Annotated in this window: 20 protein-coding genes; 5 read left to right on the top strand and 15 right to left on the bottom strand. The window is 57.8% G+C overall.

All coding sequences use genetic code 11. The features are described from left to right. The first annotated feature begins 228 nt into the window (after nucleotides 1-228). A complete protein-coding gene (locus tag V6N02_RS14865; RefSeq protein ID WP_371226583.1) occupies nucleotides 229-657 on the top strand; it encodes a hypothetical protein in 429 nt (142 codons plus the stop codon). 65 nt (nucleotides 658-722) lie between these two features. Here V6N02_RS14865 and V6N02_RS14860 read toward each other — a convergent pair whose 3' ends face one another. The 5 genes from V6N02_RS14860 to V6N02_RS14840 all read right to left on the bottom strand — a co-directional run bounded on the left by V6N02_RS14860 (nucleotide 723) and on the right by V6N02_RS14840 (nucleotide 3,126). Then, nucleotides 723-977 carry a TFIIB-type zinc ribbon-containing protein gene (locus V6N02_RS14860; RefSeq protein WP_371227143.1) on the bottom strand — a complete coding sequence of 85 codons (255 nt, stop codon included), beginning with the start codon at nucleotides 975-977 and terminating at the stop codon, nucleotides 723-725. A 95-nt stretch (nucleotides 978-1,072) separates the two neighbouring features. Continuing rightward, complete coding sequence (locus V6N02_RS14855) at nucleotides 1,073-1,480, bottom strand: universal stress protein (protein WP_371226581.1); 408 nt, start codon at nucleotides 1,478-1,480, stop codon at nucleotides 1,073-1,075. Between the two features lie 68 nt (nucleotides 1,481-1,548). Continuing rightward, nucleotides 1,549-2,457 carry a DMT family transporter gene (locus tag V6N02_RS14850; protein WP_371226579.1) on the bottom strand — a complete coding sequence of 303 codons (909 nt, stop codon included), beginning with the start codon at nucleotides 2,455-2,457 and terminating at the stop codon, nucleotides 1,549-1,551. Between the two features lie 61 nt (nucleotides 2,458-2,518). Next, nucleotides 2,519-2,809 carry a DUF5665 domain-containing protein gene (locus tag V6N02_RS14845; protein ID WP_371226577.1) on the bottom strand — a complete coding sequence of 97 codons (291 nt, stop codon included), beginning with the start codon at nucleotides 2,807-2,809 and terminating at the stop codon, nucleotides 2,519-2,521. Beyond that, the gene (locus V6N02_RS14840; protein WP_371226575.1) at nucleotides 2,806-3,126 is read right to left on the bottom strand and encodes an antibiotic biosynthesis monooxygenase family protein; all 321 of its coding nucleotides are present in this window, start codon (nucleotides 3,124-3,126) and stop codon (nucleotides 2,806-2,808) included. The genes V6N02_RS14845 and V6N02_RS14840 overlap by 4 nt, the downstream gene beginning before the upstream one ends. A 123-nt stretch (nucleotides 3,127-3,249) precedes the next feature. Here V6N02_RS14840 and V6N02_RS14835 point away from each other — a divergent pair, with 123 nt between their 5' ends. Beyond that, complete coding sequence (locus V6N02_RS14835) at nucleotides 3,250-3,903, top strand: hypothetical protein (protein ID WP_371226573.1); 654 nt, start codon at nucleotides 3,250-3,252, stop codon at nucleotides 3,901-3,903. A gap of 8 nt (nucleotides 3,904-3,911) precedes the next feature. Here the strand turns inward: V6N02_RS14835 and V6N02_RS14830 are convergent, their stop codons facing one another. Next, nucleotides 3,912-6,203, bottom strand: a complete 2,292-nt coding sequence (locus V6N02_RS14830) for a glycosyl hydrolase family 28-related protein (RefSeq protein WP_371226571.1) — start codon at nucleotides 6,201-6,203, stop codon at nucleotides 3,912-3,914. Between the two features lie 180 nt (nucleotides 6,204-6,383). Beyond that, nucleotides 6,384-6,785: a DUF4864 domain-containing protein gene (locus V6N02_RS14825; protein WP_371226569.1), complete on the bottom strand. Its 402-nt coding sequence runs from the start codon at nucleotides 6,783-6,785 to the stop codon at nucleotides 6,384-6,386. A gap of 358 nt (nucleotides 6,786-7,143) precedes the next feature. On the opposite strand from V6N02_RS14825, the gene V6N02_RS14820 reads away from it, so the two are divergent. Beyond that, on the top strand, nucleotides 7,144-7,524 hold the full coding sequence (locus V6N02_RS14820; RefSeq protein WP_371226568.1) for a hypothetical protein: 381 nt from the start codon (nucleotides 7,144-7,146) through the stop codon (nucleotides 7,522-7,524). Nucleotides 7,525-7,550: 26 nt separating this feature from the next. Here the strand turns inward: V6N02_RS14820 and V6N02_RS14815 are convergent, their stop codons facing one another. After that, nucleotides 7,551-7,955, bottom strand: coding sequence for a c-type cytochrome (locus V6N02_RS14815; RefSeq protein WP_371226566.1), 405 nt, complete (start codon nucleotides 7,953-7,955; stop codon nucleotides 7,551-7,553). A 20-nt stretch (nucleotides 7,956-7,975) separates the two neighbouring features. Further along, a complete protein-coding gene (locus tag V6N02_RS14810) occupies nucleotides 7,976-8,377 on the bottom strand; it encodes a c-type cytochrome (protein WP_371226564.1) in 402 nt (133 codons plus the stop codon). A gap of 125 nt (nucleotides 8,378-8,502) precedes the next feature. Here V6N02_RS14810 and V6N02_RS14805 point away from each other — a divergent pair, with 125 nt between their 5' ends. Continuing rightward, a complete protein-coding gene (locus V6N02_RS14805) occupies nucleotides 8,503-8,946 on the top strand; it encodes a DMT family transporter (RefSeq protein ID WP_371226562.1) in 444 nt (147 codons plus the stop codon). On the opposite strand, the gene V6N02_RS14800 is transcribed toward V6N02_RS14805, so the two are convergent. The 6 genes from V6N02_RS14800 to proS all read right to left on the bottom strand — a co-directional run bounded on the left by V6N02_RS14800 (nucleotide 8,943) and on the right by proS (nucleotide 14,940). Next, nucleotides 8,943-9,920 carry an Ldh family oxidoreductase gene (locus V6N02_RS14800; protein WP_371226560.1) on the bottom strand — a complete coding sequence of 326 codons (978 nt, stop codon included), beginning with the start codon at nucleotides 9,918-9,920 and terminating at the stop codon, nucleotides 8,943-8,945. The two genes, V6N02_RS14805 and V6N02_RS14800, sit on opposite strands and share 4 nt — an antisense overlap. A 54-nt stretch (nucleotides 9,921-9,974) precedes the next feature. Then, nucleotides 9,975-10,658, bottom strand: a complete 684-nt coding sequence (locus V6N02_RS14795; protein ID WP_371226558.1) for an ABC transporter ATP-binding protein — start codon at nucleotides 10,656-10,658, stop codon at nucleotides 9,975-9,977. After that, nucleotides 10,651-11,901 (bottom strand): lipoprotein-releasing ABC transporter permease subunit, encoded by a 1,251-nt coding sequence (locus V6N02_RS14790; protein WP_371227140.1) that lies wholly within the window; start codon nucleotides 11,899-11,901, stop codon nucleotides 10,651-10,653. The genes V6N02_RS14795 and V6N02_RS14790 overlap by 8 nt, the downstream gene beginning before the upstream one ends. Before the next feature lie 107 nt (nucleotides 11,902-12,008). Then, complete coding sequence (locus V6N02_RS14785; RefSeq protein WP_371226556.1) at nucleotides 12,009-12,971, bottom strand: hypothetical protein; 963 nt, start codon at nucleotides 12,969-12,971, stop codon at nucleotides 12,009-12,011. A 3-nt stretch (nucleotides 12,972-12,974) separates the two neighbouring features. Then, nucleotides 12,975-13,472 carry a DUF2937 family protein gene (locus V6N02_RS14780; RefSeq protein WP_371226554.1) on the bottom strand — a complete coding sequence of 166 codons (498 nt, stop codon included), beginning with the start codon at nucleotides 13,470-13,472 and terminating at the stop codon, nucleotides 12,975-12,977. Between the two features lie 124 nt (nucleotides 13,473-13,596). Then, a complete protein-coding gene (gene proS, locus V6N02_RS14775; protein WP_371226552.1) occupies nucleotides 13,597-14,940 on the bottom strand; it encodes a proline--tRNA ligase in 1,344 nt (447 codons plus the stop codon). A gap of 189 nt (nucleotides 14,941-15,129) precedes the next feature. Between proS and V6N02_RS14770 the strand changes: the two genes are divergently transcribed. Then, complete coding sequence (locus V6N02_RS14770; RefSeq protein ID WP_371226550.1) at nucleotides 15,130-15,645, top strand: fasciclin domain-containing protein; 516 nt, start codon at nucleotides 15,130-15,132, stop codon at nucleotides 15,643-15,645. Nucleotides 15,646-15,693 lie beyond the last annotated feature (48 nt).

Raw genomic sequence — 15,693 nt, 5'->3', positions numbered from 1 at the left:
TTCCCTTGAACTCACCGCCCTGCACTCCTATCTTCCTCTCAAGATCAGAGTGCCAGCAAATCACGCAGGCCGCTCGCAAAAGCCAGCCAGCCAATCCTCCGGGATCAGCCAGCGCGCTACGCCAGCCACCCACGCAAGATAGCCAGCCCTCTGACTTGATTTCCCGATCATGACGCATCATCCAACGCACGGCCTCGCCTTGGCAGACATCCGTGCTATCCTTCGCATATGCGCCTCACTTTACCCCTTATTCTCTTTGCCAGTGCGGCCCAGGCTTGGGAATTCACCCCCGGCCTGCCATGCCTGCTGTCCCATGAGACGTCACAGGCGCGGATCGAACTGACATATGATCCAACGCAGCCGCTCTATTCACTGACCATTTCGCGTGCCCAGCCGTGGGCTGAGACGCCGAGTTTCGGGATGCGTTTTGATGGACCGCACGCGCGGGCAATCGGGACAGGTCGGCATGTTTTGAACGCCGACCGCAGCGCCTTGACCGTGACCGACCGGGGCTTTGGCAATGTGCTGGATGGCTTGCAATACAACCATACCGCCACGGCAATAGCAGGCGATGTGGAAATTGCCTTTCCACTGGAGGGCGCCGCCGGGCCGGTAGCGGCGTTTCGAGCCTGCGAGGGTGTGCCTTTGGCAAGCTAAAGGGCGTAGGGCGGGGTTCACCCCGCCATTGGACGGGCAAGCCGGGGTGAACCCCGCCCTACGAACTAGAAATCAAAGATATCTTCCAGGAACCCACCACGTTTTTTCTTCTTGCGATAGCTGCGGTCATCCTCATATCCGTCACGCGGATCATGCCGGGGTGCGGCCTGTGGTTGTGGCGCAGGCGCGGCAGAGCGTTCGATGATCTTGTCCAATTCACCGCGATCCAGCCAAACGCCGCGACATTGCGGGCAATAGTCAATTTCGACCCCGGCGCGGTCGGCCATGACAAGTTGGGTTCCATCAATCGGGCATTGCATCGGTGTCATCTCCTTGTTGGGTATAGACATCGATATGGGGCGCGTACCCCTTCGCGAAAAGGGGTGCGACGCAAACCCGCAGGATACCGCGCGCCTTAGCGGATCACATGCACCGCGCAGGTGGCGTGGCGCACAACCTGCGACGCGGTACTGCCCAGAAACAGGTCCTGCATGCCGGGGCGGTGGCTGGCAATGACGATGCAATCGGCCTTTTTCTGCTCGGCCCAGTCCAGGATCGTGCGGCCTGAATGCCCTTCCACCACCAGACCTTCGCCATTTGGAACGTCGGCGACCATATCGGCCAGTTCGGTTTCGATCGCGCGCCGGCTTTCGGTGCGATGCTCCTGAGTGATGTAGGAAATGGCATAGGCGGGCACCTGCTCCATCACGTGGAACAGGGTGATCTTTGCCCCTTCCGCGGCCAAAGCCTGTGCGATCTCAAGTGCTCCGGCGGAATCGCGGTCTTCCTCGAAGGAAATCGGAACGAGAATATTGTGATACATGGCGTTTCTCCAGAAGTGGTTGTTAGCTCCCTTATGGCAGAATGCGAGGCCGTGTTCCTTGATACAGGTCAGACGGCGCGACGTTTGAAAAGGCGGCCATCGGTGATCAAAAGGCCGAGGGCAATCAGGCCAAAACCGACAAACGCGTCCGGCGACAAGCGTTCGTCCAGGAAAACCGCGCCCAACCCCGCAGCAAAAGGCGGGATCATCAGCGTCACAAGCATCAGATTGGCCGCCCCTGCCCGCACGAGAATGCCGAAATAGAGCAGATAGGCGATGGCCGTTGACAAAAGAGCCATCGCCACAAGGGCCGCCCAGACTGATGCGCTATAGCCGAAGGTCGGGACCCCATCCGACCAGAGCGCCACGGGGATCATCAAGACCGTGCTACCGGTCAACATCCCCAAGGCATTCATCTGCGCAGGGATACCGGCCAGGGTGACCTTGGCCCAGACCGACGCAAATGCATAAGACAGAGCCGCACCCAGCACCGCCAATTGCGCCAGGTCACGCGGATCAAGCCCGCCCAAAAGGTCAAACCCCAGAATGGCGACCACGCCAGCCAGCCCGAACAATGCACCAATGATCTTGTTCGGGGTCAGCGGTTCATCCTTCAAAATAAGGCCGGCCACCAGTACGCCAAAGAAAGCCGTCGTGCCGTTCAAGATCGAGGCCAGACCGGATTCGATTTGCGTTTGCCCCCAGAAAATCAGCGAAAACGGAAGCGCGTTGTTCAGCGCCCCCATCACCAGATAACAGCCCCAGATACGCAAAGATCGCGGCACGCAAATGCCCCGCACCCAGATCACCAAGGCCAGCGCGGGTACAGCCAGGCCGACGCGGAACAAGGTGATGGTCAGCGGTGGGACACCTTGGAGAGCAATCTCGGCGAAGAAGAAAGACCCGCCCCACACCAAGGCAAGTCCTAACAGCATCAGGGCGGCGACTGGGGTGATTTGAGAAGCAGGCGATGTCATCGCACCTCCATCTCATACAGCGTGAACGGGCACGACCCGTTTCTTGCGCATCTGAGAGAGGCTACTGCGCAGCCTTCATTTGGCGGGCAATTTCCGTCGCCCATTCACCGATGATCGGCAGAAATTCGATCTGACTGACCGACCAGGCGACCAGCGACAACAATACCGACGCCCCCAGCACAGTGCCCAGCCCGAAGGCGAGACCGCGCATGAAATTGAAGGTCAGCAGCCGAAAGACCGAATTATGCATCCGGATAAAGCGATGGGAATTCAGCTTCTCCAACTCGCGGCGAACGATTCTTAATTCGGCAGTGGTATCGCCTGCTAGGCTTTGTTCGGAACTATCAGTCATTCAAATGTTGCCGCCACGTCATACATCACCGGCTCGAAGGTCTTGCACAATGTGTTGATCTCACGATTGCGCCGCCGCATTTCATCACTGCGCAACATCGCCTGAAAATCTTCGCGGCGTTTCCATTGCGAATAGTTGGCGATGCGGGTCTGGGCATCGTTGACATGCAGGCCGGCACCGATAAAGCCGGGTTGTTTTGAAATGAAGTTTTCATAGGCATCCACCAGTGCATCCAGTAGGTCCTGGCAGGTACCGGGTGTCATTTCAAACGTGGTCAGAACAGTCTGGTAGCTGTTGGATGGGGCGATGGTAGGCATGGCATCTCTCCTCTTAGTCCAGAGTATCAGCAAGCAGCACCCGGGGCAAAACCCTCATTTTGTTAACCAAGGATTTACCATCGTTAACCATGTTGGACGTTAAGCATTTTGGATTTGGACCGGATGATGCGACTCTTATGGCCTGCGATACTGGGGGGGATACTGCTGGCCAGTTCTGCACAGGCCGGGCCCTGGCTGCGCTCAGCGGGCGAGGGTTTTCTTTCTTTCAGCATTGAGGCCCCGGTCTCGGAAATCGGCCCAAGCTTTGCGACCACCTATTTGGAATACGGATTAAACAAAAATGTGACGTTGGGCTTTGATCTGGGCGGCACTCAAGATGACCTTTACAAGGCGATTGTCTTCGCGAAAATGGCATTTGGCAGCCCGGACTCACCTTTCAAAATAGCAGCAGAACTTGGAGTTGGGACGACCGAACAGGAGGCAGTCCTGCGTCCTGGCCTGTCAATCGGACGTGGTTTTTCACTGGGGGATCGGTCGGGTTGGATGGCTGTCGATACGCTTGCTCGTATCGAAATCGACGGCGGCAACATGGACATCACCACGGATATCACGGTCGGTCTCAACCTAGGTGAACGCACCAAGGTGATGGTTCAGCTGCAAAGCGGCCATCATCTGATGAACCCGGAATATCTGAAGCTGGCGCCTTCATTCGTTTATGAACGCAAGCCCGGCCAGCACATTGAACTGGGTGCGCTGGCCGGGATTAACAATTCTGAAGACCTCGGACTGAAGATAGGCCTCTGGCAAAAGTTCTGACTGCCGCCCTACACAGGGTCGTCCATGCGCACCCGCATCGTCACCTCACCACTCACCGGACGTTCCCAGTTCAACAGCACCCGGTTTTGATCCGGCCCCTGCCTTGCAACATAATAGGGCGCGCCCCAGTAGGTATTGTTAGACGCATCCTCTATCGGTCCTTTGGGCAGAACGGCTTCAACAGTCTGGGCATAGCCATTGAAGGGCAGATTAGGCCCAAAATCGACCGTCCAGACCTGTTGCGGGCTGCCCTCTTCATGGTTGACCACCAGCGGATTCGACGTGTGATCATTCACATTGCTGAACGTGTTGCCCGCAAATGTGATGTTGCGGAACCTGTTGAAATCCATATTCGCAAAGCTGGTATTGATCCCCTCGATCCGGTCGATATTGCCATCAATCAGACGGAAAGTGTTTCCCGTAACCGTCAGGCCATTGATGAAATGGCCCGGACCGTGGGGTTTGACCTCGATAAAGTTGAACCAAGCCGCGGTACTTTGTGACAGGAAGACGTTGTTCGTGATACTGAGCCCGCTGAACGAAAACTCGCTTGAGAAATCAGGCGTGGCATCATGTTCGTTGCCCCATTCCACGGAGCAATCACAGATATAGTTACCCGTGATTGTCGCGCGGTTGTTGGTCCGTGTCAGAACAAACCCCGCGTCGCGCGGCCCAACAGGCCCACTGTCGCCCTGGAACACATGGTTGCCAACGATAATCGTGCTTGACCCGCCCAGCACCGCAAAGTGACGAAAATGTACAACCCGATTATGGCGCAGCTTCAGATCATTCCCGTTGGCGTTCAACGCAATCGACTGACGCTGCGTGGCCAAAAGCGGGCTTTCATTCGAGATGAACTGACACCGATCCAGTTTCATACCCTGATCGCCTTCACCGTGACTGCTAATGCCCCGGTCCTTGGGGCGGGTGATAAAGCAATCGCGCAAATGGAAGGCCGTACCAGTCGGCGGCAGCAGGATCGCGCTGCAATCGCCCGAACATTGAAATTCGATGTTCGACATTGAGAACTTCGAAATCGTATCGAACCCACTGAAATCCAGCATGTATTTGAACCGGCGGAACGTGTAAGTCTGGGTGCCAGCCGCATCGTAGAGCGGCGCGCTCAAGGTGACTGTCTGCGCCCCGACATTCTTGTCACGCACATAGACTTCGCGGCCCACGCCATTGCCTTCAATCAGAGAACCAACAGGGATGTTTGCGACGTTAGAAACGTTGGTCAACACCTTATTATTGCTTGGCGAATACGTCCCTTGAGAGGTGTGAACCTCGGTATCCCAATTCGGCCCATTGACAGACGAAAACTGACCATTGCGGATCACCCGGCGCTGTTTGAACGTGGTCTTGTTGTTGACCGCAGCCTGCATATCGATCGGGCCACGCACTTCAATCACGCGCCCGCCCAGATCCAGTGACTCATGGCCGGAGTTATTCAGCAGCGATTGATACGCTTTCTTGAAGGCCAGTTCCTCTGACTCGAAAGCGTCGATATATGACGGCAAATCGAAGTTCTTGGTCAGAGACAGGATTTTATCATCCGGCATCGTGACCGTGCCCTGAAAACGGGTGCGGCTTTGAAAGGTGACGCTTTCTTCCAGCCGGTACGTCCCCTCGGGGATCAATACCTGTCGCCCGTTGGCAGCCGCATCCGCGGCCTCAAAGGCGGCATGGTCATCCGTGGTGCCGTCCCCCACGGCGCCATAGTCACGCACATCCACCCAATCCATCATATCGCGCAGAAAAACAGACGTGGCATCGGTGATCTCGATATCGTCAATGCGCACGACCCCGCCATTCGGACCGGTTAGATCCAGTCCGAAATGCCCATATATCGCTTGCGCGCCCCATGCCATATCCACACCCGGACGATTCCCCAGACCGACAATGGCGCTGACTTCGACCACCTCGCCATAGCTCGACAAGGTGACCGGCGACGTGTTCAAAGGAACACCCGTCAGCGCCACGCCACCGGCACCGCCTGCCCAGGCCGCGATGCGCACGGTTGGCAGGCTGCCACTGATCGCCTTGATACGGGCCGTGACCTGCAGATAGCAGCCCGGCAGGATTGGAGTTTCCCCCATGTACCGCAGCCGCTGGGTGGCGCTTGTCTTCAGAATTTCCAATGCTCCGCCAAAATCCTGGTCGGCCGGCACAAGGGCAGCGTTCGGCGCGCTTTCATAGGTGTCGGACCCCGGGGTGCCATCGCCGCTGGACCACACATCCAAACCGTTTGCGAAGGCAGGGGGCATAAAATCAATGCCGTCGGTGATTGCCTTGTTCATTCAATTCCCTTTCCGCACCCGGTGGCCACCGCAAAGGCTTGGCCCGCATTGCCGGATGTCTCATGTTTCGCCAGCCGGGTGCGCCCGGTGGCTCAGGGAATTATCAATCAAGGGTTAACCGGAGTTCATGACACCGTACGGTAGTTGAGCGCGCATCAACCCGATATCAACAGTCGGGAATCAGGCGGTACCCTCAGGTTCTTTTCGCAACCGTACGGCGTTGATTTTCCAACCTGTTTCGCTGTTGATCATTTGATATTCCAGGATGTGCAACTGATCTTGCTGATCCCGGATCAAAACGTTCTGCCAAAGCTGTCCGTCGATAACATCAACGCCAAGAAACCTTGTTTCTTTCGGACGCCACACCATCGGATACCCCTCGCGCACCATGGTGCCGAAATTTTCAGGCGTGCGGAAAATGCCTTGAATGGTCGGGCTGGCGAAGGAGAAAGCCGTGACAAAATCATCGGCCTGAAACGCCTCGATTTGATCAGCGATAACAGTTCGGATTGCCGTCTCGTCAGCGCGTGCCGGTCCGGCCATGGCCCAAGCCACCAAGAGAATGCCTATCAATCGTTTCATATCAAGCCCTCGCATGTCCTCTTAGAACGATAGAGCCGTCGCACATTCGATCAATGGTTCGGGTTCACAAGGTAGCTATACCTCTAATGACAAAGAGGAAGATTATGTTAAAAACGATCTCATTGTAGCTTGTTGTTTTTTTCAGACGCCCTTACCCAGGAGAGATATCGTGCCAACTCGATTCAAACTCACTCGCCGCGCCACCCTTGCATTTCTGGCGGGATCCTTCGCCGCATCATCCACCCCTGCCCTATCTGGCGGCGGCGGTGGTGCCAGCGACAGGGACTCATCCTCCTCAACTGCCCCACGAAAAGCTCCGGTTTTGCAAGAGCGTTACAGCCAAGCTGACTTTGCCAACTTGTCGAAACGCGAAATCGCGACGCTCTATGACAACAGAGGCCGAGTTTCGCGCGGCGGTCCACGTGTCAAAGTGGACGGTTTCAGCGGAAACATGGTGGAATGGCTTGTTGCTATGGCTGATTTTGACCGTGCATCCTTCCGCCGTCTGATGCGTGATATGGCCAAGATCAAGGACAAGGCCAAGCGCAAAGCCCGGCTTGCCCGGGAGATCACGAAAATCAAAACCAGGATCACCAAGCTAGAGGCCTCCAAAGAACGCGCACGCAAGCGAGGCAGCCAAAGTGCAGTTGAAGAAGCCGAAAATCGCCTTCAACAAGCCAAGGAATACCTCGAGGGGGTCGAAATCTGGGCCAAGTTCCCGCACGAAGGTACACGCTAGCCCAAGCCAGCGAAAGCGAGGTACGGTTAGTCAGACTGCGATTGCAGGCTGTCCAGATAGGCCACCAGATCAGCCACAGGCCGACTTGTCAGTATGGGCTGTCCAGATGGTGTTTTCAGGCTCACATCCTCGCCTTCAAAGAAATCGCCATAAACTGGCATCGGGCTTCCATGGCTGACCAATGGGTCGCGCCCGTCGATCCGTTTGATCACCCGGATCAGCGGAAACTCTCCATCATTGTTTGCACTCAGCCGGGTCAGGTCAACCGGTTGCACGGTCAGCACAGGTTGCATCGGTCCCTGCCCCGTGGCCTCGATTCCGTGGCAAGTGGCGCAGTGGTACTGGTAAAGATCACGCCCGGCATCGACTTCGTCGGCGTGCGCGGGTAGCGCCAAGGCCATTAGGGAGAAGGCGAAAAACATCTGTTTCATGGGGGTCCTCCAAGCGTGGGTTAAAGAGTCTGAAGTCGGGCCAGATAGTCTCGTAGATCAAGCAGGGCCTGCGGCGTTTCCACCTCGGCACCCGTTTCATCCGTCCAAAGCACTGTCGGGCCAGCAAGTTCAGGGCCAAATTCCGGCATGATGTCCGTTTGATAACGGCCGGGATAGCCATAAATCTTGGCCATCACCCGGCTGCTCGGAAAGACCCCGCTATTTTGCGCGGCAAGTTGGGTCAGGTCGGCGGGTCGTTGCGGCAAATCATCGGCCAGCGGCCCATTTCCTTCGGCGCTCTGCCCATGACAGCTGACGCAGTAACTCATGTACAACTGCTCGCCTCGATCATCCGGCGGTACAGCACAGCCCAGCAATGTGGCAGTTCCAAGCACTGTGATCAGTAACGAGATGAGTTTCATGGCTTTGTCCTGTTTATCGCCGCCCGAGTGCCAAGTTTAACGCAAACATGCCCGCTCCATTTTGATCTGGATCAGGCCTGTGCGCTGTGTAAACCTGCCCCTGTCAAACCAGCGGAGATCATCTCATGCCCCCCACCACATCCTACGCCGCCATCATGCTGGTTGCCGGCATCGGCATCCCGGTTCTGGCGGCCTTGAACGCGGCGCTTGGTACACGGCTCGGCTCGCCCGTGGCAGCGGCAGCGATCCTGTTCGTGGTGGCCCTGCTCAGCACACTGGCGGTATTGATGTTTGGCAAACCCGGGGCCGTGATGGGAGTCCTCAACGCGCCCAAGCACCTGCTTCTGGCCGGGTGCCTGATTGCCTTTTATGTCCTGACCATCACCTATGTCGCCCCGCGGTTTGGCGTGGGCAACGCAGTCTTTTTCATCCTGCTCGGGCAACTGATCAGCGCGGCGGCGATTGACCATTTCGGCCTGTTCGGCGCACAGATCTCCCCGCTGTCCCTGACCCGTGCGCTGGGGATTTCCGTCATGGCCGCCGGGGTGTTTATCACCCAGCAGGTTTAACCGGCCAGGTCCAGCACTTGCGCCCAGGTGGTATCGGCCACCTCGACCGGATCCATCAATTGTTTGCCCTGCCCCGGTATGCGCGTGCCTTCGTCCCGCACAATCACCTCAGCAATCCGTGCAAAGCGGTCATGGAAGACGCCCGATGTACCGGGATCAATCAGCAGGTAGTAATCACCAATGTCATGCGGCGCACCTTCAGGGGCTTTGAGTGGGCCGATATCGGGACCCGCCTTGCTGCCCGTCATGCCTGCCGCCAGCAATTCGCACATCAGCCCTAGGCCCCAGCCTTTGTAACCGCCCATGCTGACCAGCGATCCCTTCAATGCCTCGGCAGGATCGGTGGTAGGATTGCCGCCGCTGTCCACGGCCCAGCCTTCGGGAATGCTCTCTCCCGCGGCGTTCGCCATAGTGATCTTGCCCAAGGCTACGGTGGTGGTGGACTGATCAAACAACATCGCCACACCGCTCTGCCCGTCAGGCACCGCAAAGGACATCGGGTTGGTGCCAATCACGCGGGTTTTCCCCCCAGGAGCTGCGACAATCGGCGACGCATTGGTAAAGCCCATCCCGATCAGGCCCGCCCGCGCAATCTGTTCGGTGAAATAGCCCAGAGATGTACAGGTATGTGCATGGGCAATGGCCAGACTGACCACGCCGCATTCTTGTGCTGCATTGACAGCCTCGGGCAACCCACGCTCAAACGCGGGCTGGGCAAACCCGAACCCGGCATCGACAACCACCGTACCTGACCGGGGGCGCGTCACATCAGGCTCCACATCGCCTTTCACCCGCCCCGAGGCCAGTTGTAGACAATAGCTTTCCAAATAATAGAGGCCACAAATCTTATTGCCGTTGGCTTCGGCGCTGCGCACCGCCCGTGCGACACTAGCCGCAACCCATGGCACTGCGCCATGACGGCTCAAGGCCTTGGTGGTTTGAGTTTCGATCTCGTCCAGGCTGATCTGAGGCATCACACTCTCCCATATGTTTCGCGGCACCTTGGCGGCGAATGGCAGGGGGGTCAATCAGGCAGGAACGACTTTACCCTGATCCAGCCGCACAACCCGGTCCATCCGGGCGGCAAGGTCCAGATTGTGGGTGGCAATCAATGCCGCCAGCCCGGTGCCGCGCACCAGATCCACCAGCGCACCGAACACCTGATCCGAGGTCGCCGGGTCCAAGTTGCCTGTCGGCTCGTCCGCCAACAAAACGCGCGGCTGATTGGCCAGGGCCCGGCAAAACGCCACGCGCTGTTGTTCACCGCCCGACATGGCCGAGGGGCGGTGCGATGCCCTGTCTCCAATGCCAACGCGGGTCAGCAACTCTTGGGCGCGGGTTTCAGCCGCACCACGGACAACACCATTGGCCAGTTGCGGCAACACGATGTTTTCCAGCGCGGTGAATTCGGGAAGCAGGTGATGGAACTGATAGACAAACCCCACATCCCGACGCCGCGCGACAGTACGGCGGCGATCACTGAGGCCCGTCATATCCGTGCCTGCAATCTCAACCGTTCCCGCATCTGGCGTGTCCAGCAGCCCGGCCATATGCAACAGGGTGGATTTACCGGCACCCGACGGGGCAACCAGCGCGACAATCTCACCGGCCTTCAACGTCAGGTCAGCGCCGGTCAGCACCGACACCTCATTGGTTTTGCCTGCGTTATAGACCTTGGTGATCCCCGAAAGGTGCAACATTGCTTCACTCATAGCGCAGCGCCTCAACCGGGTTCATCCGGGCTGCGCGGCGAGCCGGGAAAATGGTAACAACAAAAGACAGGCTCAGCGACAGGGCCACGGCTGACATCACATCAGCAAATTCCAGCTTGGCGGGCAGATGGTAAATCCCCCGGATCGACGGATCCCAGACCTGTCCGCCGCTGAAAAAATTCACCATCGAGAAAATCGGGTCGATATAGATCGCAAAGAGGCACCCCAGAATCACACCCATGGCCGTACCTATGATGCCCGTAAAGGCCCCGCAGATGAAAAACACCCGCAGTACCGACCCTTCAGTCAGCCCCATGGTGCGCAAAATCCCGATATCGCGACCCTTGTTCTTGACCAGCATGATCAGGCCGCTGGTAATGTTCATCGCCGCGATCAGCACGAGGATCGACAGGATCACGAACATCACGTTGTCCTCCACCTCCAGTGCGCGCAAGAACCCGCCCGAGGCGTCTTTCCACGTCCAGACCTGACTACGATCGCCAGCCGCGCGCATCAGTTCCAGCGTCATGACATCGACGCTATCAGGGGTCCCGACCATCACCTCCAGCTCATCGGCGCGCCCTTCGCGATTGAAGAAACTCTGAGCTTCGGCAAAGGGCAGATAAATGCGCGTCCGATCAATATCATAGCGCCCGGCGGTGAATATATAAGTCACATCGTAGGTGTTGATTCGGGGTAAAGCTCCAGTCGGTGATTTGATGGCATTCGGCAGAATCAGTTTGATCCGATCGCCCAAGCTGACCCCTAATTCACGCGCTACGCCCGACCCGATCGCAACCCCGCTTTCAAAGTCGGCTATGTTGCCAATGGCTGTTTCCGGGTTGGCGATACGTGGGATCGTCGACAGGTTTTCTGCCGTGATCCCAAACACTTCCACGCCAGCGTTGCGCTCGCGCGCATTGGCCATCACTTGCCCTTTGACCAGCGGCGCAACCCGTGTCACCCCCGGCACAGCGCGCACGGCGTCGGCCATGTCGTCGTAATTCTCAATCGTGCGATCAATCCGACCCGTGACATCATCCACCTGCCCGACGCTGTAGACCGTGACATGGGCATTGGAACCCAGGATGGTATCAACGAACTCGGCCCGAAAGCCCGAGCGGACAGCCAGCGTGGCGATCAGGGCAAACACTGCCAATGTGATCCCGATCAGCGATATCCACGTCATGACGGACACGCCGCCCTCGGCCCGCTTGGCACGCAGATAGCGCCAGGCGATCATCCATTCAAAGGGCGCAAAAGGGGCGGTGGAACCTGCCACGGGAAACCTCGGTGTTTATTTTTTGCGGACAGTGCGTGCAGCAGCCCCGGAGGTCAAGGGGAACAGGGTCATCGCGCCATCACCTGCAACATGAAATCCATGCTGCCCTTGAGCGAGGACAAATAAAACTCATGCGATCCCAATCCACCGCTGCGTCCTGTAACCAAAACAATCGTATCCTTGTCCAGCGCCCGCCAAACCCGACAGACAAATCCGCCACTGCTTTCATCATCGCCCAAACACATCTCGCCATTCAGGTCATTGCCATCAAAGTAAAGGGTGTCAGAGGCGGGTTTCAACGCATGGCTCATCTCATAGCGCAAGGTCGTTTCATCTCGGATCATCAACTGCAAAGACTCCAGATGCCGAAAACCATCCGGCAGATCGCCTTGGCAGTAAAATGGGCGGACATCACCTGTGCAGGCTTGATCGAGAGACAGCGCATAGGCCCCCGGTGACATCCAGACCATATCAACCGCAAGCGGTGTGTCCCCGCCATCAGTCAGATCGCACAACCGCCGCATATCCTCTTTGTGTCGGGCGCGATAGGAGTAGCGAACGCTTTCGCGCGCCGCGCCGGTCAACCTGAGGTCGGCATTGAAATCCGGGCTGATTTGAAAATCGAACTGGCCCAACTTCAGAGGGATTGCATCGCTCACGCAGACCGCATTGGGCAACATCTGGCGTTCGAACGTCACGGCAAGGGCCACAAGCGCAGGCACCGCCAACGCAATCAATGCCACGGGCAGGCCGTGCTTGCTGATCCGGAAACGGACGAACGCGGCCCAAACGAGTGCAAAGGCCACGGCTCCCAGCACTACTCCAAGGGCGATCCATCCCGCCCTGCCCAGATATCCCGGGCCTCCCCCCATCGCCAGCAGCATCCAGATGGCAAGCCCTCCGGTTGCCAGGGTCGCAACAACGGCCCAGAGAACCGAGTGGCGCAGCGCAACGAAAAGTCCAAGGGCCAAACCGGTGAACAAGGCGCTGAAGCCGGCGACGATCAGGAAGGTTTCACTAAGCGGGCTCATCGCTCAGGTGACTTTCCGGCGCAGGAACAACTGACGGCAAATTGCATTGAAACCCGAAAGAAGCCCGAGCCCCATCAAGAATCCGACCCCGGCAAACACCAAACCCTCGAAACTCAGCGGCAGTGCCGGTTTGAAGTCACTCAGCGTTCCACGCGCCAACTCGCTGTCGGTAAAGGCATTGGCGTGAAAGGCGCGGGTAAAGGGCCCGGCGCCGCGCAACTCCTCAAGCGCGGCGCTCAAGCGGTCCTGACGTTCAATCGTGGTGACTATGGTTTGCGCCCGCTCAGCTCCGATCGCCCCGCCTTGCGCAAGATCAACCAACGCCTGTTCACGGCTCGCACCGACATCGCTTGCATCGGCGTCAAACTCTTCGACAAAACGGCTCAACTCCTCGACCTTACCGGCCAGACGCTGGGTGTATTGCTGCGAAAACTCCGGAAATTGCGACAAACCTGCCGCCCCAGTCATCCCACCCATCAAGATCAGCACCCTCACAAACATGCGGTGTTGCCTGAGGCGATTGTATTGGCTGTAAAATTCAAGCACTCGTAAAGCCGCACAGGGCGCACGAACACCATTTGCTTCACCGGAAAACCGCTCATGATACCTGCCTTTTTCGGCAATCTTATACCATGTGATCCTTATAGATCAGCGCGAGTTTCTCAACCGCCTGCTCGGGCGGCAATTCTTCGCTTTCGCCTGTGCGACGGCTGGTCAGTTCGACCACACCGTTTTTCAACCCGCGAGGCCCGACCGTGATCCGCCAGGGCAGACCGATCAGGTCCATCGTCGCAAACTTGCCCCCTGCCCGTTCATCACGATCATCATAAAGCGGTTCTAGGTCCAGCGCCTCGACCGACTTGTAAAGCGCCTCACAGGCGGCATCGGCCGCGTCGTCGCCCTGCTTAAGGTTGACGATGCCCACATGGAACGGCGTCACACCTTCGGGCCAAATAATGCCCTTGTCGTCATGGCTGGCCTCGATGATCGCCCCCACCAGACGGCTGACGCCGATGCCATGGCTGCCCATATGCACCGGTGTCGGTTTGCCATCAGGGCCTTGCACAGTCGCCCCCATCGCATCGGAATACTTGGTCCCGAAGTAGAAAATCTGCCCCACTTCGATGCCACGCGCCACGCGGCGGCGCTCTTCCGCGACTTTCTGGAATTCGGCCTCGTCATGGGTCTCATCCGTGCGGGCGTATCTCGTGGTGAATTCTTCCATCACACCGGCGCACTGCGCAACGTCATCATAGTCAATCTCGCGATCCCCAAAGCTGAGGTCGGTCACAGCGCTGTCATAAAACACCTCTGACTCGCCCGTCTCGGCCAGTACAAGGAATTCGTGCGTGTCATCGCCGCCAATTGGCCCGGAATCGGCGCGCATCGGGATCGCCTGCAGGCCCATACGTTCATAGGTGCGCAGATAGCTAACGAGATGGCGGTTATAGGCGTGCAGCGCATCTTCCTTGGTCAGATCGAAGTTGTACCCGTCCTTCATGAAGAACTCTCGCCCCCGCATCACGCCAAAGCGCGGGCGGATCTCATCGCGGAACTTCCACTGAATATGATAGAGCGTCAGGGGCAGATCTTTGTAACTGCTCACATGGGCGCGGAAAATATCCGTGATCATTTCTTCATTGGTCGGGCCATAAAGCATATCGCGGTCGTGCCGGTCGCGAATGCGCAGCAATTCCTCGCCATACGCATCATAGCGCCCACTTTCGCGCCACAGATCAGCGGGCTGCAATGTGGGCATCAACACCGGGATATGTCCGGCACGCTGTTGTTCCTGATGCACGATGTCCTCCAGCTTGCGCAGGACCTTGAACCCCATGGGAAGCCACGAATAAATCCCGGCGCTGGATTGTTTGATCATCCCCGCTCGCAGCATCAGCCGATGGCTGACGATCTGCGCCTCAGAGGGGTTTTCCTTGAGAACCGGCAGGAAGTATCGGGACAGGCGCATGGGGAACCTCGATGCAATGCTATTTCGCAAGGGGTTTATGGCTTTGCACCCGGGCAGACAAGAGAACTTCGGGCAAATTACCTGATCACGCGATTATCACGGCTGCGTTACCAGTATGAACCGTTTTACCGGACGCCCCGTAGACCTCCTCACACGCAATTGATTTGCACCAACAGAGAGGACGACCAAATGAAACCGTGTTTTAAAATTGCTGCCACAGCGACCGTGGCCCTGACCATGGCCACCGGTGCCAAAGCCTCGAGCATCGTCGAGATTGCCGCGGGAGATGAGCGTTTCAGCACGCTGGTCGCCGCTGTTCAAGCCGCCGGTCTGGCCGAAACGCTGTCGGGCCCCGGCCCTTTCACTGTCTATGCCCCGCTGAATGATGCTTTCGCCGCGCTGCCCGAGGGCACGGTGGAAACACTTCTGAAACCCGAGAACAAAGGGCAGCTGACCGATGTGCTGCTCTATCATGTCGATGATCGCAAGCTGACCGCCGAAATGATTCCAAGCGGGTCAAACTATTTCAAGCCGGTCCTAACCTCCGAGCGTCTGTGCATCACCAACAACTCCGATGGTGTGTCGATTGCCGACGGCACCGGTGACAGCGCCACGGTCGTCGTCGCCAATATCATGGCCGACAATGGTGTGATCCACGTTGTGGACAAGGTTCTGCTGCCCGGCACCCGCCCGGCCTGCCACTAAAGTTCAGACATCCGGCCCCGTCTTTTCGGGCGGGGCCACTTGCAAGCC

The sequence above is a fragment of the Roseovarius conchicola genome, assembly GCF_041403425.1.
In the GTDB taxonomy this organism is placed as follows: Bacteria; Pseudomonadota; Alphaproteobacteria; order Rhodobacterales; family Rhodobacteraceae; genus Roseovarius; species Roseovarius conchicola.
This window is presented reverse-complemented; position numbering and strand designations above follow the sequence as displayed.